Below are 26248 nucleotides of genomic sequence, written 5' to 3'. Positions count from 1 at the left end.
CTTTTTGATTAAGTGGAAAATTATCCAGCAGGATCAACAAGGAACAATGGCTGATCGTATTCCACCGGTGTAGCGTTGGACACTAAAATCTTCACGATCTTACCTGAAATTTCAGATTCGATTTCATTGAAAAGTTTCATAGCCTCAATGATGCATACTGTTTGTCCAGCTTTGATGGAAGAGCCTTCAGAAACGAAAGGCGCGGAGTCTGGATTTGGCGTTAGGTAAAAAGTACCAATCATTGGTGACTTGATTTCCACCAAATTGGAAGGAGTAGCTGCTGGAGCAGGAGCCGCAGCAGGAGCTGGCGCGGATGCAGCAGGAGCTGGGGCAGGAGCAGGTGCCGGGGCAGCTACCATCGCAGGCGCGGACACAACAGAAGCAGATTCTGCGTATTTTTTAATGGAAAGTTCGAATTCCTCAGTTTTGATTTTTACCTCAGCAAGGCCGGAATTGGAGATGTAGTCGATCAATTCCTGAATCTCTTTAGCTTTCATAGGGTTCTTTTTTGGTTCTATGTCTTTTGACATGTGAGTTGGGTTAAAAACAACAAAGCTGTGTAATTTAAGGAAATCACACAGCTAATATCAATTTATTTTACGCGTTCTGAATAAGAGCCATCCCGAGTATCTACTTTGATCATGATGTCCTGATCTACAAATAGGGGCACCATCACAGTTGCTCCGGTTTCAACGATTGCAGGCTTAAGCGCATTGGTGGCAGTATCACCTTTGATACCTGGCTCGGTGTATGTGATCATCAATTCCACGAAGGGAGGAAGTTCTACAGATAATGGGGTTTCATTTTCTGCGTGAACTAAGATGTCAACCAATTGACCGTCTTTCAGTAGGTTAGGTCTTTCAATCAAATGTTCTTCCAAAGACATTTGCTCAAAAGTTTCTGTGTCCATGAAGTTGTAACCCAGATCATCTTTGTAGAGAAACTGATGTGGTCTTTTTTCTACTCGAGCTGTAGTCACTTTTTCACCAGCGGAGAAAGTCTTGTCCAAGGTTTTGCCGGTTCTTAGGCTTTTTAGTTTGGTTCGGACAAAAGCAGCGCCTTTTCCTGGTTTTACGTGCTGAAATTCGACAATGGAATAGATGTCATTGTTCATTTCCAGACACAATCCATTTTTAAAATCTGCAGTAGATGCCATGTTATCTTAGTATTCTTAGGTTATTATTTCGGATCGTAAGCCCACTTTAGGTAGATAGACCCCCAGGTAAATCCACCTCCAAATGCAGCAAGTATAAGGTTGTCGCCTTTTTTCAGTTGGTTTTCATATTCCCAAAGGCAAAGAGGTATCGTTGCAGCAGTAGTATTTCCATACCGCTCGATATTCATCATAACTTTATCAGGACCCACGCCCATTCTGTTTGCAGTAGCATCGATGATCCTCTTATTGGCCTGGTGGGGCACTAACCAGGCAATATCATCGCCTTTCAACCCGTTTCGCTCCATTACCTCCGCACTTACATCGGCCATGTTTGTTACCGCAAATTTAAATACGGTAGAACCTTCCTGATATGCAAAGTGCTCTCTGGCGGCGATAGTTTCTGGACTTGCGGGCTTTCGGCTTCCACCGGCCTTCATATGAAGGTATGGAGCTCCGGCACCATCTGATTTAAGGATTGCGTCCATAATCCCAAATTCTTCTTGGGTAGGCTCCAGAAGAACCGCCCCTGCACCGTCTCCAAAAAGAATACAGGTAGTACGGTCTTGGTAGTCGACAATTGAGGACATTTTATCCGCGCCAACCACAACAACTTTCTTGTGAGTGCCAGTCTGAATGAATTGGGCCCCCATTTGAAGAGCGAAGAGGAAACCGGAACAAGCAGCTCCCAGGTCGAAAGAAAACGAGTTTTTTGATCCGACCAGATCTGAAATGATATTTGCAGTTGCCGGAAATGGCATGTCAGGAGTCACCGTTGCACAAATGATTAGATCGATATCTAAAGGATTGGTTCCGGTTTTTTGCAAAAGGCCTTTAACCGCTTCGGCTCCCATGACGGAAGTTCCTTGGTTTTCACCTTTTAGAATTCTTCTTTCCTTGATTCCTGTTCTTGAGAGAATCCACTCGTCGTTAGTGTCAACCAGGGTCTCAAGTTCTTGGTTTGTTAGTCGGTACTCAGGGACATATCCCTGAATTCCGGTAATCATGGCTCTGATTTGCTCCATAGTATGGGTTTCTTCCAAATTCGGATGCAAAAGCATTCAAAATTTGGGGTTGATAGGTTTTTGGTCTTTCTAAGAAAAGCCAAAATTAGCACAATGCCCTCTGACCACCAAGGATTGTGATGGGGTAGAAGGGTAAGGGGTTGGTATTCAGATTCCTTGAATTTAATCAAATAAAAAAATCCACCCCAAAAAGGAGTGGATTTTATGACTTATAAAAAGATTACTGATTAAGCAGTGATCTCTTTTTCGATGATTACTTGTCCTTTGTAGTACAATTTGCCATCAAGCCAAAAAGCTCTGTGAGGCAAGTGCATTTCACCAGTTGTTGGGCATTTAGCCATTCCTGGAGCTTCCAGTTTATAATGAGTTCTTCTCTTATCTCTTCTGGTTTTCGAAATTTTGCGTTTAGGATGTGCCATTTTATGTGTGGTTTATGATTGTTCCTTGTTTTTTAATTTTAATAACTGTTCCCATCTGGGATCTATAGCCTTGGATTCTAAGTTTTCGGTGCCTGTATTATCCTCTTCACCTTCCGCTTCCTCTTCGTCGATATATACATATCCTCCTTCGCCTTCATAATCTTCCTCATCTAATTCATTCTGATAGTCAGGATGAATTTTCTTTGCAGGAAGTGCTAGTAGGATGAACTCGTAAATCAACTGAGCAACATTGATCGAAGGGGTGTCACGAGTGATCATGTACACATCTTCATCTATTTCCTGTTCTTCCGCTCCGTATTTGTAGAGGATTTTTTCTGTAATGTCCAGTGGATGATCAAATTGCTCCAAGCTTCGATCACAGATCAATTGTACAGTACCTTGAATATGAAAAGTAAGCTCAATAACATTGGCTCCCTTATTCATCATGACCCTTGTGGTCAAATTTCCTTTTTCCAGGAGTTCGTTATCCTCAAAATGTTTAAAGAAACTGTCTCCGATCTGGAAGTCTATATCATGGAGTCCTTCCTTGAACTTAATGACTTCAATATCAAAGGTTTTCCAGAATTTCACGATTCCTCCTCCTGATTTAAGACCGCAAATGTAGGGATATTTTTATTTAGCTAAAACAGTTCAAGAAATAATATTTGGTTTTAGCGCCACTTTTTAAGGGTTTTTATTACACCGTTTCTTCCTCTTCTTGAAAGTGCTGAGCCATAATATCAGATGCTAAATACAATGCTGCTCGCATAGAGCCCTCGTCGGCAAGATTTTTTCCGGCGATATTATAGGCTGTTCCGTGGTCAGGGGAAGTTCGAATTACTGGAAGACCTGCAGTAAAATTAACTCCTGAGCTAAATGCAATTGACTTGAATGGGATCAGTCCTTGGTCATGGTACATGGCCAAAATCCCATCGAATCGAGTTTGATGCATCATTCCGAAAAAGCCATCCGCAGGGTAGGGGCCAAACACCAATTTATTCTGGTCTTTAAGTTCACGAATGGCTGGTTTGATGATTTCTTCTTCTTCCATTCCTAGCAAGCCATCCTCACCTGCATGAGGGTTTAATCCTAAAATAGCCACTTTTGGCCTGTCGATTCCAAAATCTTCATTTAAACTCTTGAGGAAAATATTTGCCTTCTGCAGAATTCTTTCTTTGGTAATGGCCTGAGGTACTTTTGCTAATGGAAGATGTCCTGTAATTAAACCTACGCGGAAATTTTCGGCCACCATGGTCATCAGGCTATCCTTGACACCCACTGCATCGGTTATAAACTCCGTGTGTCCGACGAATTTCAACTCTTCAGAATTGATGTTATTTTTATTGACAGGAGCGGTGACAAGTCCTTGGATTTTTCCGGATTTCAGATCTTCGACTGCTGCTTTTAAGGCTTCTAAGGCCATTTTTCCAGCTTCCATGGTTTCTACCCCGGGAATGATTTCAGGGCATTCCTCCATTACGTTAATGACATTGACCTTGCGGTGCTGGATTTCATCCAAAGTTCGGATTTGTGTAAAGTTGAAATCCTCTAAGTTCATAAGCTTGCGATAATGGGAAATCGCCTTGCCATGACCGTAAATCAAGGGAGTAAAAGACTTATAGACTCTCGAGTCTGCTAAGGCCTTCAGTGTAACTTCCACCCCGATTCCATTAATGTCTCCGATACTGATTCCGAGAACTGGTTTTTGTTTTTTTGTGCTCATGTCAAGATTTCCGCATTTATTGCTGCTGGATATTTTCAAAGAGGGTTTTAGAATATTCCCTTATTTTTAGGCCTGCAATTTATAAAAATTTATCAGAGGCGAAGGATGCAAAACGTCAAACCCAAGAAGCATTTAGGACAACATTTCCTGACAGACCTAAGTATCGCCGAGCGAATTGCAGCGGCGGTCAAAGGTCATGAGGGTGTGTCCAAAGTTCTAGAAATCGGACCCGGAATGGGTGTATTGACGGATTTCCTTCTCGAGGGAAAGCTTGACCTTTACCTGATTGATATTGATACCGAAAGCATTACATATCTGAATCAAAAGTATCCTCAGCTCAGAGATAAAATCATAGAGGGAGATTTTCTTAAGTATGACTTTTCTGCGGTCTTTCCAGAGAAATATGCCATTGCAGGAAATTTTCCCTACAACATTTCTTCCCAGATTTTCTTTAAAGTTTTGGAGGATAAAAATAAGGTGACTGAAGTGGTCTGCATGCTACAAAAAGAGGTGGCCCAAAGAATCGCTTCGCCTAAAGGAAATAAGGATTACGGGATTTTATCTGTATTTCTTCAGGCCTACTATGATATAGAATATTTGTTTTCTGTACCTCCAGGGGTATTTAATCCTCCTCCCAAAGTGAATTCAGGAGTAATTAGACTGACTAGAAATCAGGTAGAAAAGCTGGATTGTAACGAGAAGCTTTTCTTTCAAGTCGTAAAGGGAGGATTTGGAAACCGAAGAAAAACCCTTAGAAATTCCTTAAAATCCTTTAATCTAACCGAGGAATTCAAAACTCATCCTATCTTGGACAAGCGCGCCGAGCAATTGGATGTTGCGGATTTTGTTTTTTTGACCCAAGAAATCGAAAAAGGTCGTGGAGCCCATTAAGCAGTTTGAATTATCTAAAGAATACCTTGAAAGTCTCAGAATAGGGATTGAAGAGGAGAATATTGACTTCATTCAGGATTCTCTGGAAGGGGTCAATGTAGCAGATATTGCTGCTATCCTGGATGAGCTCAGCATGAATGAGTCCATCTATGTTCTTCGGCTTTTGGAGAAACAACTTGCTGCTGATATTCTAATTGAGCTGGATGAGGATTCATTGGGTAGAGTGCTAAAAGAGCTGGAAATAGCAGAAGTGGCCTCTTGGATCGAGTTGATGGATTCTGATGACGGGGCAGATATTCTGAGTTTTTTTCATGAAAAAGAAAGGGAAGAGGTAATTGCAGAAATCCAAGACCGGGTCAAACTGGAGCAGATCTTGGAACTCCTTCGCTACGAGGAAGACACTGCGGGTGGTATCATGGCCAAAGAATTTATCCGTGCCAATAAAAACTGGAATGTGATCCAGACCATCAATGAAATCCGCAGACAAGCAGAAAACGTCGAGAAGATATTTTCCATTTATGTGGTGAATAACCGACAGCAACTGTTGGGGAGGGTCTCTCTCAAGAAAATTATTCTTGCAGCTTCAGACACCAAAATCGAAGATATTTTTGACGATGAGGTGATTTCCGTTCCGGTTCATATGGATCAGGAAGAAGTAGCAGCGGTGATGCGTAAATATGACTTGGAATCTGTCCCTGTAGTCAACGCGAAAAACAAGCTGGTAGGTAGGATCACCGTGGATGATATCTTGGACGTTGTTCAGGAAGAAGCAGACGAGGATATCCAAGCAATGGCCGGGGTGTCAGCTGATATCGAGGAATCCGACTCCGTATTCACCATTTCCAAAGCTCGACTACCGTGGCTATTGATTGGAGTTTTGGGAGGATTGATGGGTGCCAAAATCATCGGGCTTTTTGAAGTTGGGCTAAGTAAATATTTGGCTTTAGCCTCTTTTATCCCACTTGTAGCAGCGACGGGAGGAAATGTTGGAATTCAAGCTTCTTCTTTGATCGTACAGTCATTGGCATCCAAATCTGCCTTTGATGATACGCCCACGCAGAGATTTTTTAAAGGCCTCTTGGTAGCACTCTTAAATGGAGTTGTCTTAGGTGCTTTCGTCTTCTTGGTAGTTGTCTTTATTTACGGCTTTGAGCCTATTTTCGGAGTTACCATCGGGTTTGCACTATTCTGTGTAGTCCTTTTGGCTTCTTTCATGGGTACCGTTACTCCTTTGGTTCTAAATCGATTTGGGATCAATCCAGCCATCGCTTCTGGGCCATTCATCACCACTACCAATGATCTTTTGGGCTTGGCCGTTTACTTCGGTATTGCGATGCTATTACTCAAACTCTAATATGAAAATTCTGATTATCGATGAGATGCACCTCAGCATTATGGATATGCTGAAGCTAGAGGGGCATGAAGTGAATTATGCCCCAAAGATCACCCGTGCAGAAATTCTCGATCAAGTGGCCTCTTATGAAGGTTTGATTATTCGCTCCAAAACTCCCATGGATCGCGAGTTACTTGAAAAAGCCAGTCAACTCAAGTTTATCGGTAGAGCAGGAGCAGGTCTCGATCAAATTGATTTGAAATATCTTGAAACCAAAGGCGTCAAGCTTTTTCATGCCGCCAAAGGAAACAGGGATGCTGTAGCCGAACATGCCCTCGGAGGTCTATTAGCTTTGTTTAATCAAGTCATTAAGGCTGATCGGGAGGTTCGGAAAGGAATATGGGATCGTGAAGGAAACCGAGGTCATGAACTGATGGGAAAAACTGTCGGCATCATGGGTTTTGGAAATATGGGGGAAGCTTTTGCTAAAAGACTTGCTGGATTTGATGTAAGGATTCTCGCTTATGATAAGTACAAGCTGGGTTTTGGAAATGGTCAGGTTGAGGAGGTCAGTTGGGAAAAGTTGAAAGAAGAAGCAGATGTTTTGAGTATTCATGTTCCGCTTACCCCAGAGACCAGAGGGTTTTTTACTTTGGAGGAAGTCAAAGGGTTTAAAAAACCGATTTGGCTGATTAATACTGCCAGAGGAGAGGTCATTTCTTTTTCCACCATAAACCAGACATTAGATCAGGGCATACTTCGTGGAGCTGTTTTGGACGTGCTGGAAAATGAAAAATTCCAGAAGTTTACCGATTCCCAAAAGGAGGAATTTGAGCGGTTGGCGCAGCGGGAAAATGTTGTTTTTTCACCCCATGTGGCCGGTTGGACCTTTGAGTCTTATGTAAAAATCAACGAGGTTTTGGTAGAAAACATCAAGGAATTTTTCCCTAATTCTTAATCGATTTGGCAGTCTTTTGACATATTCAGGACTCTTGCTTTGTCAAAAAGCTTTCCTATCTTTGCCTATATCAATACAGCCAAAAGCAAAGTAACGGTCTCCATCACGTGACCGTTACTTTGTTTTTAAGGCTGTTGAATAAACTGTTTCACTATGTCAAAAGTACAATATTACACTGAAGAGGGCCTGAAGAGGTTGAAGGACGAGCTTCAGGAGTTGAAGACCAAAGGAAGAGCGGATATCGCGCGACAGATTGCGGAAGCAAGAGACAAGGGTGATCTGAGTGAAAATGCAGAATACGATGCTGCTAAAGACGCACAGGGACTTTTGGAACTTAAAATCGCAAAATTGGAAGCGGTAGTAGGAAATGCCAGAATTCTGGATAATTCCCAAATGGATACTTCTAAAGCCGGGATTCTGAGCACGGTGAAAATTAAAAATGTCAAAAATGGCATGACGGTTAGCTACACTTTGGTGTCAGAGGAAGAAGCAGATCTTAAGGCAGGAAAAATTTCCCTTGGCTCTCCTTTTGGTAAAGGACTGGTTGGAAAAACTGTGGGAGAAATTGCAGAAATCAATGCTCCTGCTGGAACACTTCAATTCGAAATCCTCGAAATTTCTTATTAATCCATACCCTAATCCCGGTCTACCACCGGGATTTTTTATATTTAGACTATGGCAAGTATTTTCACCAAAATCATCAATCGTGAGATCCCCGCTCAAATCGTAGCGGAGGATGATAAAAACATAGCATTTCTGGACATTATGCCATTGGTCAAAGGGCATGTTTTAGTGGTTCCAAAGAAGGAAGTGAATTACATTTTTGATATGGAGCCTTCAGACCTTGCAGAACTCCATCTTTTTGCACAAAAAGTGGCCAAGGCGATGGACAAAACTATCAAGTGTACCCGAATCGGAGTGGCAGTGATCGGGCTGGAAGTTCCTCATGTGCATATTCATCTCGTGCCCCTAAAGACCATGGATGATATCAATTTTACACGACCAAAATTGAAATTAAATCCGGAGGAACTTGCTGAAATTGCAGATACAATTCGCCGAGGATTTTAAAAAGTAAAGCCCGATTCAATAAAAATCGGGCTTTTTGTTTATCTAAATCCTAGTTTTTCCCTCACTTGATTCAGTAGCTTGAACGCAACGGATCTTGCTTTTTCTTCACCTGCTTCCAGTCTTTTTTCTATTTCCATGGGATTATTCATGAAATAGGTGAAAGTTTCTCTCTCCTTAGAATATTTGGTTAGGATAAGTTCTAGAAGTTCCTTTTTGGCGTGACCATACCCAAAATTGCCGGCTAGATATTTTTCTCTTAAGGACGCTGTTTGTTCTGCAGTCCCCAAAAGGCTGTAAATTTTAAATACAATACAGGTATCTGGGTTTTTGGGTTCCTCTAATGGAGTGCTGTCCGTAATGATTGCATTGACATTCTTCTTCAGTTCTTTTTCAGGAAGGAAAATATCGATGATATTCTGATAAGACTTGCTCATCTTTTGCCCGTCAATTCCCGGAATGGTCATGACTTCCTCGCTGATCTTGGCCTCTGGAAGTGTCAGGATATCCTCCTCTAGGATTCTGTTAAAGGTGCTGGCGATATCACGGGTGATTTCCAAATGCTGTAATTGATCCTTTCCTACCGGAACAAGGTTGGCTGAGTACAAGAGAATGTCTGAAGCCATCAACACCGGGTAGGTAAATAGTCCAGCATTGACATCTGCAAGCCGCTCAGACTTATCCTTGAAGCTGTGGGCATTTGCCAGCATGGGAAAAGGAGTGAAGCAATTGAGATACCAGGTCAATTCGGTGACTTCCGGAATTCTGGATTGGCGATAGAAGACTGTTTTTTCGATGTCCAAACCGAAGGCAAGCCAAGCGGCGGCTACAGCGAGTGTATTTTGTTTGCGAAGCTCCCCATCCTTGGTGGAAGTAAGGGAATGGAAATCAGCGATGAAAATAAAAGACTCTTCTTGATTGTTCTGCTCAATCAGTTTGATAGCAGGTACTATAGCACCGAGGATATTTCCCAAATGGGGCCTTCCTGAGCTTTGGATTCCTGTTAGAACTCTTGCCATTTCTTGAAATTTGGCGCAAATTAAGGATTTGAAGCTATACTTAAGGGGAAAAATAGTTGTTATTTGCAGATATGAACTCACCTTCCAAGATTCTTTTTTACATCCTATTTTCGATTCTGCTTTCATTTCAGTCAGCAGCTCAGCAGACTTCTGTGCCCAAACTGATCTGGAAAGTCAATCGGATTGATTTGGGAACTGTTTTGGAAGAGCAGGGTATGCAGATGGCTGAATTTGAATTTACCCATACCCAAGATTCTCTGTTTTTTATCGAGGATGTAATCCTGGAATGCGGCTGCACCTCGGTAGAATATACTCGAGACACCCTAAAACCCGGGGAATCCGGAGTAGTTAAGGTTTCCTTTGACCCGAGTTCGGCTGCGGGGTTCTTTTCTAAATTGATCATGGTCAAAGGCAATCTTCACGGGGCTTTGGACTCTTTGTATTTAGAGGGAGTATCAATTCCATATCCTTCGGATCCGAGAAAGGCATATCCTGCACAGTTGGGAGACCTTGGGTTTCGTTTGAAAAAGATCAATATGGGAGAAGTGTTTGACAACGAACCCAAAATCAAGTATGTGGAGTTTTTCAATTTTGGAAATGATGTTCTTGAAAATGCAGCATTGCGAACAGCTGGACCTGATTATATTAAAATTGAACAAGTTCAGCGAATGGTGAGACCACAGGAAAGAGGGCTCCTCAAGATTCGATACGAAAGCAGTTTTCGAAAGGGGGATCTAGGGTTTTATGAAGATGCTGTCCCGGTAAATTGGGAGAATGTGGAAGGCAGTGAGTTGACCTTGGATATTATTGCTGATCTGTTTGAATATTTTCCACCAGTTCAAAAATCCAATCTGGATGACTTGCCTCAGTTAAAGATTGGTCAAAAAGAGATTGATCTTCGGGAGATCAGTTCCAAAACTGTTGTAAGAAGAAGCATAACCTTGTCCAATCCGGGAAGGAAAACTTTAGAAATCAGAAAAATCCAGGGAAATTGTGAATGCCTAATTATTGAAGCTCCCAAGGATAAACTATCACCTGGAGAAAGTATGGAATTGTCTCTGACCTTTGATCCTATCGGTAGGAAAGGAATAGATCAACGAAATATTTATATCTTTAGTAATGATCCTGTAAATCCGGTACAATTGATCATTTTAAAAAGTAGAATTGAGTAAATTTAAACTCATGAAAAAGCAAACCCAATTTTTTGTTTTGCAGTTTATCGGGGTTTTCCTCAGTTGTTTGATTTGTTTTTCAGCCAATGGGCAATCTAATTTTAGAATCCTTCCTTACCAGCAGATTGGCAAAAATAATCTGGTTCAAATTCGATGGTTTTCATCTTCATCCCTGGGATCTTCCATATTGATTAAAAATTCTGAAGGGGTTGTGGTGTTTTCTTCGGACGTGGTAGGAGTGGAGCAGGCCAATTTGTATTATACTTCACCAGAGAAAAATCAGGTAATTCCAGGTTTAGAGGGGCAAAACTGGATAGGAGATGAGAAATACTTTCGTTATGAATATCAGTTTATCAGTCCCTATAATCAATCACTTACCTATGAGGTAACCTTAGGCTCCCAAAAATTTTCTTCCCAACTAAAGACCGGTCCAGATCCGAAAAACTGGGAGAAAATCCGATTTGTTGCCTTAGCAGATTCCGAAACAGAACCATATGGAAGAATCAATCATCGGGCCTGGTATCCAGGAAATCCATTGATTCGCCCTTTTTCAACCCCAGAGCTTTGGAAGCAAAAGTTTGGAACAACCACCGAAGCAGGATTTGAAATCCCAAATTATTTTCTGACAGAACAAAAGGGCTTTTCGGAAAATCTTAAAGTGATCCGTGAACGGATGCCTGATTTCATTGTCATGCCTGGTGATCTCGTTCAGGGAAGTGGGTATATGCCTGCTTGGGATGAATTTTGGCGACATACTGCCGGAGAATTTGATCAGGTTTTCACAAAATTTCCCGTGGTTCCGGCGCTTGGAAATTGGGAGACTTTTGGAGCCTACAATGGCGGTTATGGTTTCAATGAACGCGGTACATTCAATCCCATATTGGGGCGGTCCAGATTCCATACTTTTTTTGAAATAGTCAACGAAGACCCTCTTCAGAAGCATCGTCAAAGCTATTACCGTACAGATTATGGTCCAGTAACGATCCTGACTTTGGATTCCAATAACGGAACTCCTGAAGAAAAAAGGAGTGATTACCCAGCTAATCAAAAGCTGAAAGGAAAGGAATATAATGGGCCAGGGACTGATACCCAGGAAAATTACACCTTGGCAGACTATCAAGCAGCTGGAGGTACGGACTTGTCTGGCTTTGGGCCTGGAACTGATCAATACATTTGGCTGGAAACCAATTTAAAAAGTGCTCAAGAAGAAAAACGCCTGGTGTTTGTCCAGTTTCATCACATTCCTTTTGCCTCTGGAGAACATGGAGTTCCCATGAATCATGAGCTTTCTACAGGACAAGGAGGAACGCCTTTGAGAGTTTTGCATCCATTATTTGAAAAATATGGAGTGATCGCAGTTTTATCCGGGCATGATGAACTTTTTGAGCGGAGCTTTGTGGATGAAGATTCAGACGGAAAAGGAGTGCTGTATTACGATGTTGGTTTGGCTGGAGATGGAATGCGAGGGGTGAAAAGAGATTGGTATAATGACCCTTTAAATCCTTTGAATTACAATCCGTATTCCAAATGGGCGGCAGATTTGAATTCACCGGAGGTTTGGAATACTTCAGGTTCAGTCCCTATTTTGGTAGATGGAGGGAAGCACTACGGACATTTGGAAGTCAATCTCACCCGAATCAAAGACGGAAATAAATATTTTGCTCAAATAGATTTTGATCCGGTTTATATTTTTCCGGTAATGAATCAGAATTACGATCTGGAAAGGATAGAAAGAAGAGTTTACGAGGATAGGGTTCGAATCATGGTTGAACTCGGGGAGGAGACGATTGTACCTGTATTCAAAGAGAAAATTTTGGTAGAGATCGGGGCCGATGGCAAATCGGAGACCTCCCTGAAAAATTATCTCCAAAATGAACCTCAACCGGATTGGACTGCAGAGTATTCTTTGGGCCCAGTGTTTTCTTGCGAAAATATCGGATCAAAAGAGGTACAGGTCAAGGTGACCAATTCCAAAGGAGAATCCTGGACCAAGGTCGTTTTGGTTGAAATTAAGGATACACTCAAGCCAATTCTCGAAGTCAAGCGTCCCTCCTTGGTTTTCGACAAGACCAAAGGAGTGTTGGAAATCAATCCGGAATTGTTTGTGGCCTCAGTTTCGGACAACTGTGGGATAAAATCACTAGAAATCAATAAATCCAGATTCACCTGTGGGGATTTGGATTTGCCTCATGAAATCATCGTCACGGCCACTGATTTTTCAGGAAATACCGAATCCAAACTGGTGGAAGTGTTCCTTAGCTCAATAGAATCTCAGAAGGTCTCTTTGTCAAAGACCGGTCAGCTATTTGAAGGAGGGACAGTAGGATTGATTTTGGGAGAAGAATTGCCGTTTGAAGTGGTGGAATGGACAAGAAATTTTGTGGTAATTCAAGAAGCGAAGAGTAAGGTGTATATCACCGATAAGCCCGGAAGGTATCAAGCCTTATTGAGATTGTCCTCAGGCTGTACTGTTTTGTCTCAGGCATTGGAAATTTCCTTGTCTGAATTTCCATTCCCAACAGTCAAAGAACGTGTTGAACTCCTTCTCGGAGAAGATGGCAAGGCAGATCTTTCCGTTTCCCAGCTTTTCACCCAATGGCCTTTTGAAAGTGCTGGTTTGACATTTGAACTCAGCCAAAAACTGTTCACTTGTGCTGACTTGGGAGATAAGCAGGTCAAGCTGATTATCAAAAATGCAGAAGGGCAAGCTTGGGAAAGGGATATCATCATCTTGGTTCGGGATACTACAAAACCTGTCTTGGTTCCAAAAAATCTAGAATTGGATCTCGATGTCACGCTTGGAAAAGCTGAGATTACCCCTAACCAGATTTTGGAACTCAGTAAGGATAATTGCTCAATTAAGTCATTGACAATCAGTAAATCTAGTTTCTCCTGCGAAGATATTGGCAAAGCGATTTCTGTCGCAATTAGAGCTGAAGATCAATCTGGAAATGTGACAGAAGCTGTTGCAATAGTCAAGATCAAAAGGAAGGAGAATCAAGTAGTCCAGGTTTCCGGTAAAAAAGAGATATGTCAAGGTGAGAAAACGGTCATTGAACTTTCCTCCTCAGCTTCTTTTGAGGTTGTAAGATGGAGAAGAAATGGAGTGGAGATTCCTGGTCAGACAGGCAAAACTTTGGAAACTGGAGAGCCAGGAGTGTACCATGCTGTCATACGATACCAAGGCGGATGTCTTTCAGAGTCTGCAAATTTCGAATTAAAGGTAAATGCCAAACCAAGCGGAGAGATTCGATTAGACGGAAATAAGCTTATTGCTCCAGAGGGTGCCTTTACTTATCAATGGTTTAGAAATGGGGAGAAACTAGAGGGGAAAACTACCCGAATTCTAGAAGTGGATCGAATGGGTGAATATTCAGTGGAATTGACTAGTTCTAGCGGTTGTAAAGCAACTCTCCCAGCAGTCACCATGACCATTGCTGGAATAGGAAAAAATTGGGTGAAGGCTCCAGAAACCCTCAAAATTTATCCCAACCCCGCATCGCAGACTACTAAAATTGAGTTTTCAAATGAAAAATTTGGAAACGAGGAATTTGAATTGCATCTCTTTGATTCCAAGGGAAAAGAGGTGAGTTCTCAAATTTCATGGCTGAGAATTGAATCAGATGTTTTAGAATTGTACTTGAACGATTTGGCTAAAGGGACGTACTTAGTCTGGGTATTCGGCCCCAATCAAACCTCCTTTACAGGAAAACTAGTTATTCAATAGCATCCTATTATGTTAAAAACAAAACTTCTACTTCTTTCCGTTTTTGCTTTATCCTTTGTCTTTACCTCATCTTTTTCACAGTCAATTCCTTTTTATACTGGAAGGATAGCGATCTCTTCGGATGGCAATGAACACGATGAGGATGATTGGGCGGCGACTCCTATGACTTTGGCTCTTTTGGCGGCAAATGGACTTCAAAGCAAAGTTCCGGTATATATTTTCAGCGATCATATTTGGGGCTCAGGAAAAGAAAAAGCAAATGCTGCTGCCGAAATGAGAGAAAGTGCATTTGTAGGAGCTAAAACTTTTGGATTCAAAAAGACAAAATTCATAGAGGCTGCGACTGCCCAAAATTTTGCAATTATTGAATTGGCGTCCCAAATCAATGTCAGTTCGGCCAAGGACCCGTTGACCATCATTGCTGCTGGCCCCATGGAAATCATAGGTACTGCCCTCAATGAAGCAGATTCATTAAAGCTTAAATATGTGAGGATAATATCCCATTCCAAGTGGAATGACGAACATGCAGATAAGCCTTACGATTGGGAAAAACATTCTGGATGGACTTGGGATAAAATCAAAGAGAAATTTGAAAAGCATGGTTTGCAATTGGATCACATTGCCGACCAAAATGGAGGGGAAGGATATGAGGGGCTCAAAGCCAATATCAGCAAATATGATTGGCTAAAAACCTCTCCGGCTAAAGATAAGAAACCATTTTCCAAAGGCTCTTGGGACTGGTTGTATTCTAGGCTAGAAGCAGCTCAAAAAGGGGATGAGTTTGATCCTTCTGACTCCGGAATGATTATCTACCTATTGACTGGCAAAGAAAAGACAGATCCCGAGGATGTTCGCCAAATGATGGAAAACCCGAAAAAATATAAGTGATAAGACAAAAGCCTCTGAATTTTCAGAGGCTTTCGTCTTTTTTATTTGAATGCTGGAATACCTGTTATTTCATTTCCCAGAATTAGGAGATGTATGTCGTGTGTACCTTCATAGGTAATAACAGATTCTAAGTTCATCATGTGCCTCATGATCGGATATTCCCCGGTAATTCCCATGCCGCCATGAATTTGTCTTGCTTCACGGGCTATGTTCAAAGCCATATCGACATTGTTTCTTTTTGCCATGGAGATGTGAACCGTCTTGGCTTTTCCTTCATTGAGCATTTTTCCGACTTTCCAAGCAAGAAGTTGAGCCTTTGTGATTTCGGTTAGCATTTCAGCTAGTTTCTTTTGAACAAGCTGGAAACTGCCTATTGGTTTGTCAAATTGAATTCTTTCCAAAGAATATTTTCTGGCAGACTCATAGCAATCCATCGCAGCTCCGATAGCACCCCAAGCAATGCCGAATCGGGCAGAGTCCAAACACATTAATGGAGCCCCTAAGCCGGATTTACCTGGAAGTAGATTTTCTTTTGGAACTTTAACATTATCAAAAACCAACTCCCCGGTGCAAGAAGCGCGAAGAGACCACTTATTGTGTGTTTCAGGAGTAGAAAAACCTTCCATGCCTCTTTCTACAATCAGACCATGGATTCTTCCTTCTTCATTCTTTGCCCATACCACCGCAATATCAGCTTTGGGAGAATTGGAAATCCACATCTTTGCTCCGTTGAGCAGGTAGTGGTCTCCCATGTCTTTGAAGTTGGTGACCATACCGCTTGGATTGGATCCATGGTCAGGCTCTGTGAGTCCAAAGCACCCGAGCATCTCTCCACTGGCAAGTTTGGGAAGGAACTTTCTTTTTTGTTCCTCGGAGCCAAATTTATAAATCGGATACATTACCAAAGAACCTTGAACTGAAGCTGTTGACCTCATACCGGAATCACCTCTTTCAATTTCCTGCATGATCAGGCCATAGGCAATGTAATCCAGTCCTCCTCCTCCGTATTCTTCAGGAATTTGAGGGCCAAAGGCTCCCACATCCCCGAATTTTTTTACGATTTCGTAAGGGAAATGGGCTTTTTGAGCCCAATCCTCGATGTATGGAGAAATCTCTTTTTTAACAAAATCTCGGATGGAGCTACGAATCAATTTGTGCTCCTCAGTCAACAAGTCATCCAGGTCCAGAAAGTCAACTCCTTCAAAAGTGTCCTGTTTCAACGATTTCTGGATCGAATTAGCATCCATGGTAATTTTGGTTTATTTGTCAGAATGATACAATTTTGTCGCTTCCTATGGTCAGCGAACCTCCGAAATTAAGGAGATTGGCACATAAAAAACTACCTTTTTCCTTAAAAATTCCCATGAACCAGCAGCAATTCGATCCGAAGATTTTAGATAAAATACAACAGCTCCAAGATAAGTTTAAAGCTTCTGGTCAGGATATGGTTTCTTACCTTGAGGGACTTCTGTATGCAGACTATCTGACCTATTGGGAATACATCAATTTGGACGTTTTGCTATCTCTTCAGCAGCCTAAGACCAGCTTTAAAGACGAGAAAATTTTCATCATTTACCATCAGATTACAGAACTGTATTTCAAGCTGATCATTTCAGAGATGGAACAGATCTCCGATCAAAATCAAAAGAGTGAGGAGTTTTTCAAAACAAGACTAGAAAGGATTTTGATGTATTTCGATCATTTGATCAGCTCCTTTGCAATGATGTGGAAAGGCATGGAACGCGAACAGTTTTTGAAATTCCGAATGTCCTTGTTGCCTTCTTCAGGATTTCAAAGTGCTCAGTTTAGGGAAATTGAGTTGATGGCTACTGATGCATTTCATTTGGTAGAATTATCCAAAAGAAATGAATTTGACTATCACACTCCAGCAGATGATCTGTTTGAAAATCTCTATTGGCAAAAAGGAGCAATAGAATTAGCGACAGGCGAAAAGACCCTTACACTAAAAAATTTCGAGTTGAAGTATGGTAAGCAATTAAAATCTTTGATTGAGGAATACAGGAGAAAGAACTTATGGCAGAAATACATGGATTTAGATTCACCAAGTCAAGAAATGACAGAATTGATGCGGAAATTTGATCTAAAGGCGAATGTCTTCTGGCCTCTGGCTCACTATAAGTCAGCAGTTAGATATCTTCAGAAAGATCCAGTGGATATTGCGGCGACCGGAGGAACCAACTGGCAGAAATACCTTCCACCTCGTTTTCAAAAAGTAATTTTCTTTCCAGAGCTTTGGACCGAGGAGGAAATGGAAGAGTGGGGGAAAGGCTGGGTAATCAAAGAGATTTTCGGAGATGAATCATAAAAAAATCCCGTCAGTTTGATCCTGACGGGATTTTTGTTTCCTCTATATTTAGGGCTTAGGCTAGATATTTTTCAACCATTGCATAAGGCATTTCAAATGCATCTGCCACTGCCTTGTAAACGATCTCTCCGTTGATCACATTTAGGCCTGGCACCAAGTCAGGGTTTTCCTGAGCTGCCTTTTTCCATCCTTTATCCGCCAATTGAATAGCATAAGGAAGAGTAGCATTGGTTAAGGCAAGGGTAGAAGTATAAGGAACCGCTCCTGGCATATTGGCCACGCAGTAGTGTACTACATCGTCAATCACGAAAGTAGGGTTCTCATGAGTGGTTGGCTTACAAGTCTCAATACATCCTCCTTGATCTACCGCCACGTCTACCAATACGGTACCCTTTTTCATGTCTTTCAGCATATCACGGGTAATCAAATGTGGAGCTTTTGCACCTGGAATCAATACCGCACCAACAATCAGGTCCGCGTCCTTGATCATTTCACGGATATTGTATTCGTTGGACATCATGGTTTTCACGTTGGCTGGCATAACATCTGCAAGGTATCTCATTCTCGGTAGAGAAACGTCCATGATAGTTACATCAGCGCCCAATCCAGCAGCCATCCAAGCCGCCTGAGTACCTACAATACCTCCGCCCAAAATCAAAACTTTTGCTGGAAGAACACCTGGTACGCCTCCAAGAAGAATCCCACGGCCTCCAAGTGGCTTTTCCAAATAATTTGCGCCTTTCTGAATTGCCATTCTACCGGCTACTTCAGACATTGGAACAAGTAGCGGAAGGCTTCTATCTGCCTTTTCTACGGTCTCATAAGCTAGGCAAACTGCTTTGCTTTCTACCATGGCCTTTGTCAAAGGCTCGTAGGAAGCAAAGTGGAAATATGTAAACAACAATTGATTTTCTTTGATCAGCTTGTACTCAGGCTCGATAGGCTCCTTCACCTTCATGATCATCTCTGCAATCGCATAAGTCTCTTCGATAGTAGGAAGAATTTTAGCACCTGCAGCTTCGTATTCTGCATCACTAAATCCACTGCCCTCTCCAGCTGAATGTTGAACATAGACAGTATGTCCTCTTTTGACCAATTCTTTGGCACCCGCTGGGGTTAAGGCTACTCTGTTTTCGTTGTTTTTGATTTCCTTAGGAACACCTATTATCATGGCTAGTTCTGTTTGGGGTTTTTGATATTCTGCTATGTAATGTGCGCAAAGATAACAAGGTGGAGTCTCAATTTTATCAATTTAAAAATAGTATTCTGTATTGATTTGGTTTATGTTAAAATATCAGAATGAAATTTGTTTTAATTCAAAATACTTTTATAAAATTTCAAAAATTCAATTTTAAAAAATAAAAATTTTGAAATTTTTTTTCAAGTGCCAAATAAAAAATGCTAAGGTTTGAAATTCAATTTGAAATATTAAGAATTAACAAATGAGATAAAGTCAAAATAAAATTTTGCAAAATTCATGTTTTAAATATTTTTTCAAAATTTTTGATGGAAATCTAGGTCTTATGTTTTTTGCTGGTCAAAGGTTTTTGGTTATTTTTGGAATAACCCAAATAAAGACCCAAAGTAACTTTAAGTAAATTACCCTCTATGAGCTTTAAATCACAAGAAAAAGATAACGCTTCTTCAGTTCGAAGTACCGATGTGTTGTTAGATTTCAGGGTGGCTGTCAGAAGTAGGCATGCTTCCCTTATGGGACGTAAAGAAGTGTTCATGGGAAAGGCCAAGTTCGGAATTTTCGGTGACGGAAAGGAATTGGCCCAACTCGCCATGGCAAGAGCTTTTCAATTAGGGGATTTTCGTTCTGGATATTATCGGGATCAGACTTTCATGATGGCATTGGGCGAGCTGACCGTGCAGCAGTATTTTGCTCAGCTCTATGCTCATACCAGTGTCGAGGCAGAGCCAGCAAGTGCAGGAAGACTGATGAATGGTCACTTTGCCACAAGGTCGATCAATGCTGATGGTACTTGGAAAGATCTGACCAAAATGTATAATTCCGCTGCGGATATTTCCCCAACAGCAGCGCAAATGCCAAAACTTTTGGGTTTGGCTTATGCCTCCAAATTATTCCGTGAAAACCCAGGACTGAGCGATCTATCTCAGTTTTCCAATCATGGAAATGAGGTGGCTTGGGGAACGATCGGGAATGCCTCGACCTCTGAAGGGATGTTTTTTGAATCCATCAATGCTGCTGGTGTTCTCCAAGTGCCAATGGTAATATCAGTATGGGATGATGGATTTGGCATTTCTGTACCTCAAGAATATCATACAACCAAAGGAAGTATTTCTGAAATCTTAGCCGGGTTTCAAAGAACCGAATCAGAAAAAGGATTCGAAATCTTGAAGGTGAAAGGCTGGGATTATGAAGGCTTAATGGAGGCTTTTCAATTTGCGGGAAGCCTAGCAAGAAAGGAACATGTGCCAGTCTTGATCCATGTGGAAGAAATGACTCAGCCACAAGGTCATTCTACCTCTGGATCCCATGAACGCTATAAATCAGCTGAAAGACTCCAGTGGGAAAAAGACTGGGATTGCATTAAGAAATTCAGAGAGTATATTTTGGCAAACGGTATTGCTACCGAAGAAGAACTCGATCGAATCGAGGCTGAAGAAAAGGCATTTGTAAAAAAACAAAAAGAAGCAGCTTGGGCTCAATTCTCAGGTGAAATAAAGACTGAGCTTCAGCAAGCCGTAAGCCTTATCAAAGATTTGGCGGATTCCAGTGCTCAAAAAAACACCCTCTTGCAGATAGCTGAGGACCTTTCCAAAACGATTAATCCAATTCGAAAGGATGTTATCAGTTCTGTAAGAAAGAGTCTATTGATTGCAAAAGATGATTCTGAAACCGCTAAATCCAAGATTAAAGCATGGTATGAGGAGCAGAAGGAGAAAAATCATGACCGATACAATAGTCATCTTTATAGCAAATCTCAATGGGCTGCATTGAATATTCCTGAGGTCCCAGCTAAGATTGACGATAAATCTGCCTTAGTGGACGGCCGGGAAATTTTGCAGGCTTTCTTTGATCACACTTTGGAAAATGACCCAAGATTTTTTGCTTTTGGAGAAGATGTAGGGAAAATAGGTGATGTGAATCAGGCGTTTGCAGGATTACAGGCTAAGCACGGGCAATGGAGAGTAACGGATACTGGCATCCGGGAATGTACTATCGTCGGACAGGGTATCGGAGCAGCTTTAAGAGGATTGAGACCTGTGGCGGAAATCCAGTATTTGGATTATTTGCTTTATGGATTACAGATGCTATCTGATGATTTGGCATCTCTTCAATACCGAACCAAAGGTGGCCAAAAAGCGCCTCTGATCGTCAGAACCCGAGGCCATCGCTTAGAAGGAGTTTGGCATGCTGGTTCGCCAATGGGAATGATTCTTTCTACTTTAAGGGGAATGATTGTTTGTGTACCTCGAGACATGACTCAGGCAGCTGGTATGTACAAGACTTTATTGGAGTCTGATGAACCAGCAATTGTAATTGAGTGTCTAAATGGATATAGATTGAAAGAAAGACTACCTCACAACATCGGAGAATATTCTGTTGCCTTGGGTAAACCTGAAGTTCTGAGGGAAGGAAGAGATCTAACCATTGTGACTTACGGAAGTATGTGTAGAATAGTCATGGAGGCTGCCCAAGAGCTGGAAGAAGTTGGAGTTTCCGTTGAAGTCATCGATGTTCAAACGCTACTTCCTTTTGACGTTCATGGCATCATAGGGGAGTCTATCCGAAAAACTAATCGGGTTATTTTCGCTGATGAAGATGTTCCGGGTGGAGCTACAGCATTTATGCTACAGCAAGTTTTGGATCATCAAAATGTGTTCAAGTATTTGGATTCTGAGCCTCAGACCTTAGCGGCAAAAGCTCATAGACCAGCCTATTCTTCGGATGGGGATTATTTCTCCAAACCTAGCGTCGAAGACGTGGTAGAAAAAGCCTACTGGATGATGCACGAGACTAATCCTCAAAAATATCCGGCTCTTTAAAAAAGCCAGGCTATAAGCAAAATAGGCAGTGAATTTTCACTGCCTATTTTTTTTAATTTCTTGTGATGGTTCTCAGTGTTACCTCTGGACTTGATACTTCATTGCTTCGATTTAAAGCACGATCCTGAATGGCAACATCGATTCGAATGGTATCATTTCTGAAGATAGATTCCCATCCGGAGGAAAGCATTTTATACTCAATTGTACCTTCAACAGGTTGACCTTCATCTGAGTTTAAAACCCTAGGGAATCTCCCGTTGAAAGTCGTGTAGAAGGGTGGGTTTTGCCATCTGAACTCTGTAAACCTTCCATTTCTTTTGATATAAAAGCGAACGAAAATATTGTATTGGTTTTCGTTTTGTTCTACCCAGATCGTGTCTCTAATGACGGTGTTATTGATAATTGGATCAATTACCCAATCTATAGGGTTATAATTTGGTGCTCCGGCTGGTCTTTTAGAATAGGTGATTAGATTTCCAGCAGCGTCTCTTTTGTAGTTGAGTGGATTATAGGGGGGATTAATATCTGTAGGCGATAAACCTAAATCTCCTTCTGCATCTTTGAATTTGACACTGATAATCAGAGAGTCTAAACTCGGAGTAGCCACATATTCAATTTTTGAAAAAGTAATTTCCGGTGTGCTGGGAAAGTTTTCGGGTGGACTAATGCACGAAGTCCCTGCCAGTGCAACGGTCAAGAATAATCCTAAATAGTTTTTTAATCGCATGGGCTAAAGGTAAATTTACTCCTGAAAATAAGGTAAGTTTTTTCCTTGGTAAAACGTAAACAATAAAACGATGCTAGAATTCAAAAGTTTTTCAGAAAGGATTGAGAATTTGAAGTCTGAAGAATTTGAGAATTTAGCGCTTGATATTTTTAGGTTTCAGGCCAAAGCAAATCCAATTTACCATAAATATATCAAGGCTAGATCAATTGATATTTCCCAAATTTCCCAATTAGATCAAATACCCTTTTTACCGATTGGTTTTTTTAAGGATTGGGCAGTCGTCTGTGGAGTGGAAGAGGATTTTGAAGGGTTTTATTCAAGCAGTGGGACCACAGGAATGACCACCAGCAAGCATTTCTATTGGTCGGAGTCTTGGTACTTAAAGCATTCTCTAAGGGTTTTCGAGTCCTTTTACGGCAATATTGAAGATTATCATGTGTTAGCCTTGTTGCCGGCTTATTTGGAGCGCCCCGGAAGCAGCCTAGTTTCCATGGCGAAGCACTTTATTGAAAAATCAAAATCCGAGTTTTCCGGATTTTACCTCTATAATCAAGATGATTTGTTGGCTACTCTTGCTGAATTGAAAAACAGCTCCCGGAAAGTGCTGCTTTTAGGAGTCACATTTGCCTTATTGGATTTGGCAGAATCCGGTAAGAATTTTTCTCCCATGGACAAATTGATTGTAATGGAGACAGGGGGGATGAAAGGCAGAAGGAAAGAAATGATCCGGGAAGAAGTACACCAAATACTTCGGGATTATTTTGAGGTTTCGGTTATCCATTCAGAATATGGAATGACGGAATTGATGTCCCAGGGATACTCTATGGGAGAGGGAAAATTTAGCCTGCCGCCTTCCATGCGAATAAAACTTAGGGATGTAAATGATCCCCTGAGTTGGTCAAATCGATCCCAAGGTGGAATTAATGTGATTGATTTGGCTAATTTTCATTCTTGTTCGTTCATAGAAACACAGGACTTAGGGAAATTAGACGAAAGTGGAATGCTCGAAGTCCTCGGAAGATTTGACAATTCGGAAATTCGGGGCTGCAACTTGTTGGTGCAGTAATTGCTATCTTAAAATTTATTGAACATATTTGATCAGCTTAAAAAATTAATTTATGAAAAGAATTGCCTCTATAGCACTTGTCATCGGAATTTTAGCGCTTGGCGCCTGCGCATCCAGTAAGCCTTGCCCAGCTTATGCCAAAGCAAGCACTACCGCTCCATCGAATAGTTAAAAAAATATGCTGGCCTCAATAGTCAGCATATTTTTTTACATCCTCCAGGCTGATTTTCGCCTCACCTAGAATCACGAGTCTTTCCACCACGTTTCGGAGTTCACGGATATTGCCTGTCCAAGGGAATTCTTGGAGTTTATCCAGTGCTTCTTTGGTGATGCCTTTCTTGACATCTCCGTTCTCCTGAGCGATATCATCCAGGAATTTATCCACCAACAATGGGATATCCTCTTTCCTGTCCTTTAGGGCAGGAACCTGAATCAAAATGACGCTCAAGCGGTGATATAAATCTTCTCTAAATCGTCCTCCCTCAATTTCTTTTTTGAGATCTTTATTGGTAGCCGCTAATACCCGCACATCCACTTTGATGTCCTTATCACTTCCTACACGGTTAATCAGGTTTTCCTGAAGGGCTCTCAATACCTTAGACTGTGCAGAAAGAGACATGTCGCCAATCTCATCCAGAAAGAGTGTTCCTCCTTGTGCTTGTTCAAATTTTCCAGCTCTTTGTTTGTGAGCAGAGGTAAACGCCCCTTTTTCATGACCAAAAAGCTCAGACTCGATCAATTCTGAAGGAATAGCCGCACAGTTGACTGCGACAAAAGGTTCTGCGCTACGGTTGCTTTTTTGATGAATCCAATGCGCAACCAGTTCTTTTCCCGTTCCATTTGGTCCGGTGATCAAGACACGGGCGTCAGTTGGAGCTACTTTCTCAATTGTATCTTTCACTCTTGCGATGGCTGGAGATTCTCCGACCATGTCAAATTTTTTGGAAAGTTTCTTCTTTAGAACCTTGGTTTCAGTGACCAGATTCTTCTTTTCCAGCGCATTCCTGACTGTCAACAGCAGGCGGTTCAGATCGGGTGGTTTGGGGATAAAATCGAATGCCCCTTTTTTGGTTGCCTCCACCGCTGTTTCTATGCTTCCATGGGCTGAAATCATGATAAACTGAGGGGATTTTTCAAGGGCTTTGGCTTGATCCAAAACTTCGATTCCATCCATTTTGGGCATTTTGACGTCACAAAGAACTACGTCAAAATCTTCCTCTTTTATTTTTTGAAGTCCTTCTTCCCCGTCTTGGGCTTCGGAAACGTCAAATTTTTCATATTCTAATATCTCCTTCAAGGAGGCACGGATAAACCGTTCGTCGTCTATAATCAGAATCTTAGGCATGCTGTAAATTAAATAAAAAAGTGCAAGTCTATAAGCCGGGTTCTGTCTCTTCTGAAATCAAAAGAGGCTTGCCATTTATCTAGCCCCGACCTCACGATCGGGATCCATCGATCTACCCACCCCGGAATCCCGTTTGCACGGAAATCGAACGAGCAGCTCTTTGCCCGGGGCCTATTTGATCTTTCAACCCATAAGGTTTGCCGTGCCCCCTTCATCACTGTCGGGGCGGTGGGCTCTTACTCCACCTTTTCACCCTTACCTCTTGAATGGCTCAGGGCGAAACCTGAATTCAAAAGGCGGTTTGTTTTCTGTGGCACTTTCTGTGTACTGTCCGTCTCCAGACAGCACCCTTCCCGTTAGGAAGTATGGCGCTCTTTGTTGCCCGGACTTTCCTCTTCCCCGATGGTCATCGGGACAGCGACAAGCCGACTTGCACAATACAAAGTACGTCATTTTTACCGAATCCGTTTTTGGGAGACCAAAAATGAATTTTTTAAAAAAAATTAAATTTTTTTCATCTGGTGAAAAACAAATCCGATCAATCTCTGTTCTCTACTTGGAAGGTCAATAGCCTTTCTTCATAGTGCTGGGTTGAGCCGCTCCGAATAGGGGCGGTTCTTTTTTTGGGAGGCTTATTAAATCATTTCAGGAAGTCATTTTTCTTACCTTTGTCCAAAACGCTTAATCATGATTTTAGTAGGGAACGCCGTGCTATCGGATGATATCAAGGAAAATTATTTTGTCTGCGATTTGATGGCCTGCAAGGGAGCCTGTTGTGTCGAAGGGGATGCGGGAGCTCCCTTAGAGGATGAGGAGACAGAGATTTTGGAAAAAATCTATCCTTTGGTAAAAGATTATATCACGGAGGAGGGAAGAAGAGTCATCGAGGAGCAAGGAACTTGGGTCATTGATAAAGACGGGGACAAGGGGACTCCTACAATTGGTGATAATAGGGAATGTGCCTACGCCCTTTACGATGAAAGAGGGATATTAAAATGCGGAATCGAACAAGCTTACTTGGATGGAAAGGTGAATTTCAAAAAGCCCATTTCATGTCATATGTATCCTATTCGGATTACTAAATATGATCAGTTTGATGCTTTGAATTATGACCGCTGGGAAATCTGCGATCCGGCTTGCCATTTGGGAAATAGTCTAAAAGTCCCCTTGTACAGATTTTTGAAAGATGCATTGGTTCGGAAATACGGGGAATCTTGGTATCAGGAACTGGTGAAAGAAATCGAAGGGGATTAAAACCAAAAAATAAAAAGGCAAAGTTTCAAGAAGCTTTGCCTATTGTGGTAGCGTCCCGATAAGTGTGTAAGTGGTAGAAAAAGTTATTCTGGAATTTTTCGGCCCCTTAAAAGGCCTGGAAAAATTACGGAAATAACTTT

At 41.7% G+C, this 26248-nt stretch carries 23 protein-coding genes and 1 other RNA gene; 12 read left to right on the top strand and 12 right to left on the bottom strand.

The annotated features are described in order from the left end of the window. Window positions 1-20: 20 nt before the first annotated feature. From accB to pdxA, 6 genes are all read right to left on the bottom strand, one after another. A complete protein-coding gene (accB, locus tag G458_RS0100125; protein WP_026950097.1) occupies window positions 21-497 on the bottom strand; it encodes an acetyl-CoA carboxylase biotin carboxyl carrier protein in 477 nt (158 codons plus the stop codon). Between the two features lie 95 nt (window positions 498-592). Beyond that, window positions 593-1156 carry an elongation factor P gene (efp, locus tag G458_RS0100120; RefSeq protein ID WP_026950096.1) on the bottom strand — a complete coding sequence of 188 codons (564 nt, stop codon included), beginning with the start codon at window positions 1154-1156 and terminating at the stop codon, window positions 593-595. A 23-nt stretch (window positions 1157-1179) separates the two neighbouring features. Next, window positions 1180-2178: a beta-ketoacyl-ACP synthase III gene (locus tag G458_RS0100115; protein WP_026950095.1), complete on the bottom strand. Its 999-nt coding sequence runs from the start codon at window positions 2176-2178 to the stop codon at window positions 1180-1182. 227 nt (window positions 2179-2405) lie between these two features. Further along, window positions 2406-2597: a 50S ribosomal protein L32 gene (gene rpmF / locus G458_RS0100110; protein WP_026950094.1), complete on the bottom strand. Its 192-nt coding sequence runs from the start codon at window positions 2595-2597 to the stop codon at window positions 2406-2408. Between the two features lie 12 nt (window positions 2598-2609). Further along, window positions 2610-3188, bottom strand: a complete 579-nt coding sequence (locus G458_RS0100105; RefSeq protein ID WP_026950093.1) for a YceD family protein — start codon at window positions 3186-3188, stop codon at window positions 2610-2612. Between the two features lie 106 nt (window positions 3189-3294). Further along, entirely contained in the window at window positions 3295-4320 is a 1026-nt protein-coding gene (gene pdxA, locus G458_RS0100100) for a 4-hydroxythreonine-4-phosphate dehydrogenase PdxA (RefSeq protein WP_026950092.1), read from the bottom strand. Window positions 4321-4425: 105 nt separating this feature from the next. On the opposite strand from pdxA, the gene rsmA reads away from it, so the two are divergent. The 5 genes from rsmA (at window position 4426) to G458_RS0100075 (ending at window position 8570) form a co-directional block, all read left to right on the top strand. Continuing rightward, the gene (rsmA, locus tag G458_RS0100095) at window positions 4426-5211 is read left to right on the top strand and encodes a 16S rRNA (adenine(1518)-N(6)/adenine(1519)-N(6))-dimethyltransferase RsmA (RefSeq protein ID WP_026950091.1); all 786 of its coding nucleotides are present in this window, start codon (window positions 4426-4428) and stop codon (window positions 5209-5211) included. Then, entirely contained in the window at window positions 5198-6565 is a 1368-nt protein-coding gene (gene mgtE / locus G458_RS0100090) for a magnesium transporter (protein ID WP_026950090.1), read from the top strand. Before rsmA ends, mgtE begins: the two co-directional genes overlap by 14 nt. Window position 6566: 1 nt before the next feature. Beyond that, on the top strand, window positions 6567-7502 hold the full coding sequence (locus G458_RS0100085; RefSeq protein ID WP_026950089.1) for a 2-hydroxyacid dehydrogenase: 936 nt from the start codon (window positions 6567-6569) through the stop codon (window positions 7500-7502). 153 nt (window positions 7503-7655) lie between these two features. Further along, window positions 7656-8129, top strand: a complete 474-nt coding sequence (gene greA / locus G458_RS0100080; RefSeq protein WP_026950088.1) for a transcription elongation factor GreA — start codon at window positions 7656-7658, stop codon at window positions 8127-8129. 48 nt (window positions 8130-8177) lie between these two features. Next, a complete protein-coding gene (locus tag G458_RS0100075) occupies window positions 8178-8570 on the top strand; it encodes an HIT family protein (protein ID WP_026950087.1) in 393 nt (130 codons plus the stop codon). A 38-nt stretch (window positions 8571-8608) separates the two neighbouring features. Here the strand turns inward: G458_RS0100075 and trpS are convergent, their stop codons facing one another. Next, on the bottom strand, window positions 8609-9586 hold the full coding sequence (gene trpS, locus G458_RS0100070; RefSeq protein WP_026950086.1) for a tryptophan--tRNA ligase: 978 nt from the start codon (window positions 9584-9586) through the stop codon (window positions 8609-8611). A 71-nt stretch (window positions 9587-9657) separates the two neighbouring features. On the opposite strand from trpS, the gene G458_RS0100065 reads away from it, so the two are divergent. Genes G458_RS0100065 through G458_RS0100055 form a run of 3 tightly spaced genes read left to right on the top strand, consistent with a single transcriptional unit; the run spans window position 9658 to window position 15373 of the window. Continuing rightward, window positions 9658-10758, top strand: a complete 1101-nt coding sequence (locus tag G458_RS0100065) for a DUF1573 domain-containing protein (protein WP_026950085.1) — start codon at window positions 9658-9660, stop codon at window positions 10756-10758. Between the two features lie 10 nt (window positions 10759-10768). Continuing rightward, window positions 10769-14485, top strand: a complete 3717-nt coding sequence (locus G458_RS21595; protein ID WP_084438787.1) for a T9SS type A sorting domain-containing protein — start codon at window positions 10769-10771, stop codon at window positions 14483-14485. A gap of 9 nt (window positions 14486-14494) precedes the next feature. Continuing rightward, window positions 14495-15373, top strand: a complete 879-nt coding sequence (locus G458_RS0100055; RefSeq protein WP_026950084.1) for a hypothetical protein — start codon at window positions 14495-14497, stop codon at window positions 15371-15373. 41 nt (window positions 15374-15414) lie between these two features. Here the strand turns inward: G458_RS0100055 and G458_RS0100050 are convergent, their stop codons facing one another. Continuing rightward, window positions 15415-16620, bottom strand: a complete 1206-nt coding sequence (locus G458_RS0100050) for an acyl-CoA dehydrogenase family protein (protein ID WP_026950083.1) — start codon at window positions 16618-16620, stop codon at window positions 15415-15417. 116 nt (window positions 16621-16736) lie between these two features. Here G458_RS0100050 and G458_RS0100040 point away from each other — a divergent pair, with 116 nt between their 5' ends. Beyond that, the gene (locus G458_RS0100040; RefSeq protein WP_026950082.1) at window positions 16737-17699 is read left to right on the top strand and encodes a tryptophan 2,3-dioxygenase family protein; all 963 of its coding nucleotides are present in this window, start codon (window positions 16737-16739) and stop codon (window positions 17697-17699) included. A 55-nt stretch (window positions 17700-17754) separates the two neighbouring features. Here the strand turns inward: G458_RS0100040 and ald are convergent, their stop codons facing one another. Beyond that, entirely contained in the window at window positions 17755-18870 is a 1116-nt protein-coding gene (ald, locus tag G458_RS0100035) for an alanine dehydrogenase (protein ID WP_026950081.1), read from the bottom strand. 437 nt (window positions 18871-19307) lie between these two features. On the opposite strand from ald, the gene G458_RS0100030 reads away from it, so the two are divergent. Beyond that, window positions 19308-21716 (top strand): alpha-ketoacid dehydrogenase subunit alpha/beta, encoded by a 2409-nt coding sequence (locus G458_RS0100030; protein WP_026950080.1) that lies wholly within the window; start codon window positions 19308-19310, stop codon window positions 21714-21716. Between the two features lie 52 nt (window positions 21717-21768). On the opposite strand, the gene G458_RS0100025 is transcribed toward G458_RS0100030, so the two are convergent. Next, a complete protein-coding gene (locus G458_RS0100025; protein ID WP_026950079.1) occupies window positions 21769-22443 on the bottom strand; it encodes a hypothetical protein in 675 nt (224 codons plus the stop codon). A 70-nt stretch (window positions 22444-22513) separates the two neighbouring features. On the opposite strand from G458_RS0100025, the gene G458_RS0100020 reads away from it, so the two are divergent. Then, on the top strand, window positions 22514-23509 hold the full coding sequence (locus G458_RS0100020) for an acyl-CoA synthetase family protein (protein ID WP_026950078.1): 996 nt from the start codon (window positions 22514-22516) through the stop codon (window positions 23507-23509). 187 nt (window positions 23510-23696) lie between these two features. Here G458_RS0100020 and G458_RS0100015 read toward each other — a convergent pair whose 3' ends face one another. Next, a complete protein-coding gene (locus G458_RS0100015; RefSeq protein ID WP_026950077.1) occupies window positions 23697-24854 on the bottom strand; it encodes a sigma-54-dependent transcriptional regulator in 1158 nt (385 codons plus the stop codon). 15 nt (window positions 24855-24869) lie between these two features. Then, window positions 24870-25291: RNase P RNA component class A (gene rnpB / locus G458_RS21295), an RNA gene on the bottom strand. A 250-nt stretch (window positions 25292-25541) separates the two neighbouring features. Here rnpB and G458_RS0100005 point away from each other — a divergent pair. Continuing rightward, window positions 25542-26108, top strand: coding sequence for a DUF3109 family protein (locus G458_RS0100005; RefSeq protein ID WP_026950076.1), 567 nt, complete (start codon window positions 25542-25544; stop codon window positions 26106-26108). Window positions 26109-26248 lie beyond the last annotated feature (140 nt).

Source organism: Algoriphagus mannitolivorans DSM 15301, from assembly GCF_000429425.1.
Classification (GTDB): Bacteria; Bacteroidota; Bacteroidia; order Cytophagales; family Cyclobacteriaceae; genus Algoriphagus; species Algoriphagus mannitolivorans.
The sequence above is the reverse complement of the archived record's forward strand: the minus strand, read 5'-3'. Positions and strand labels throughout refer to the sequence as shown.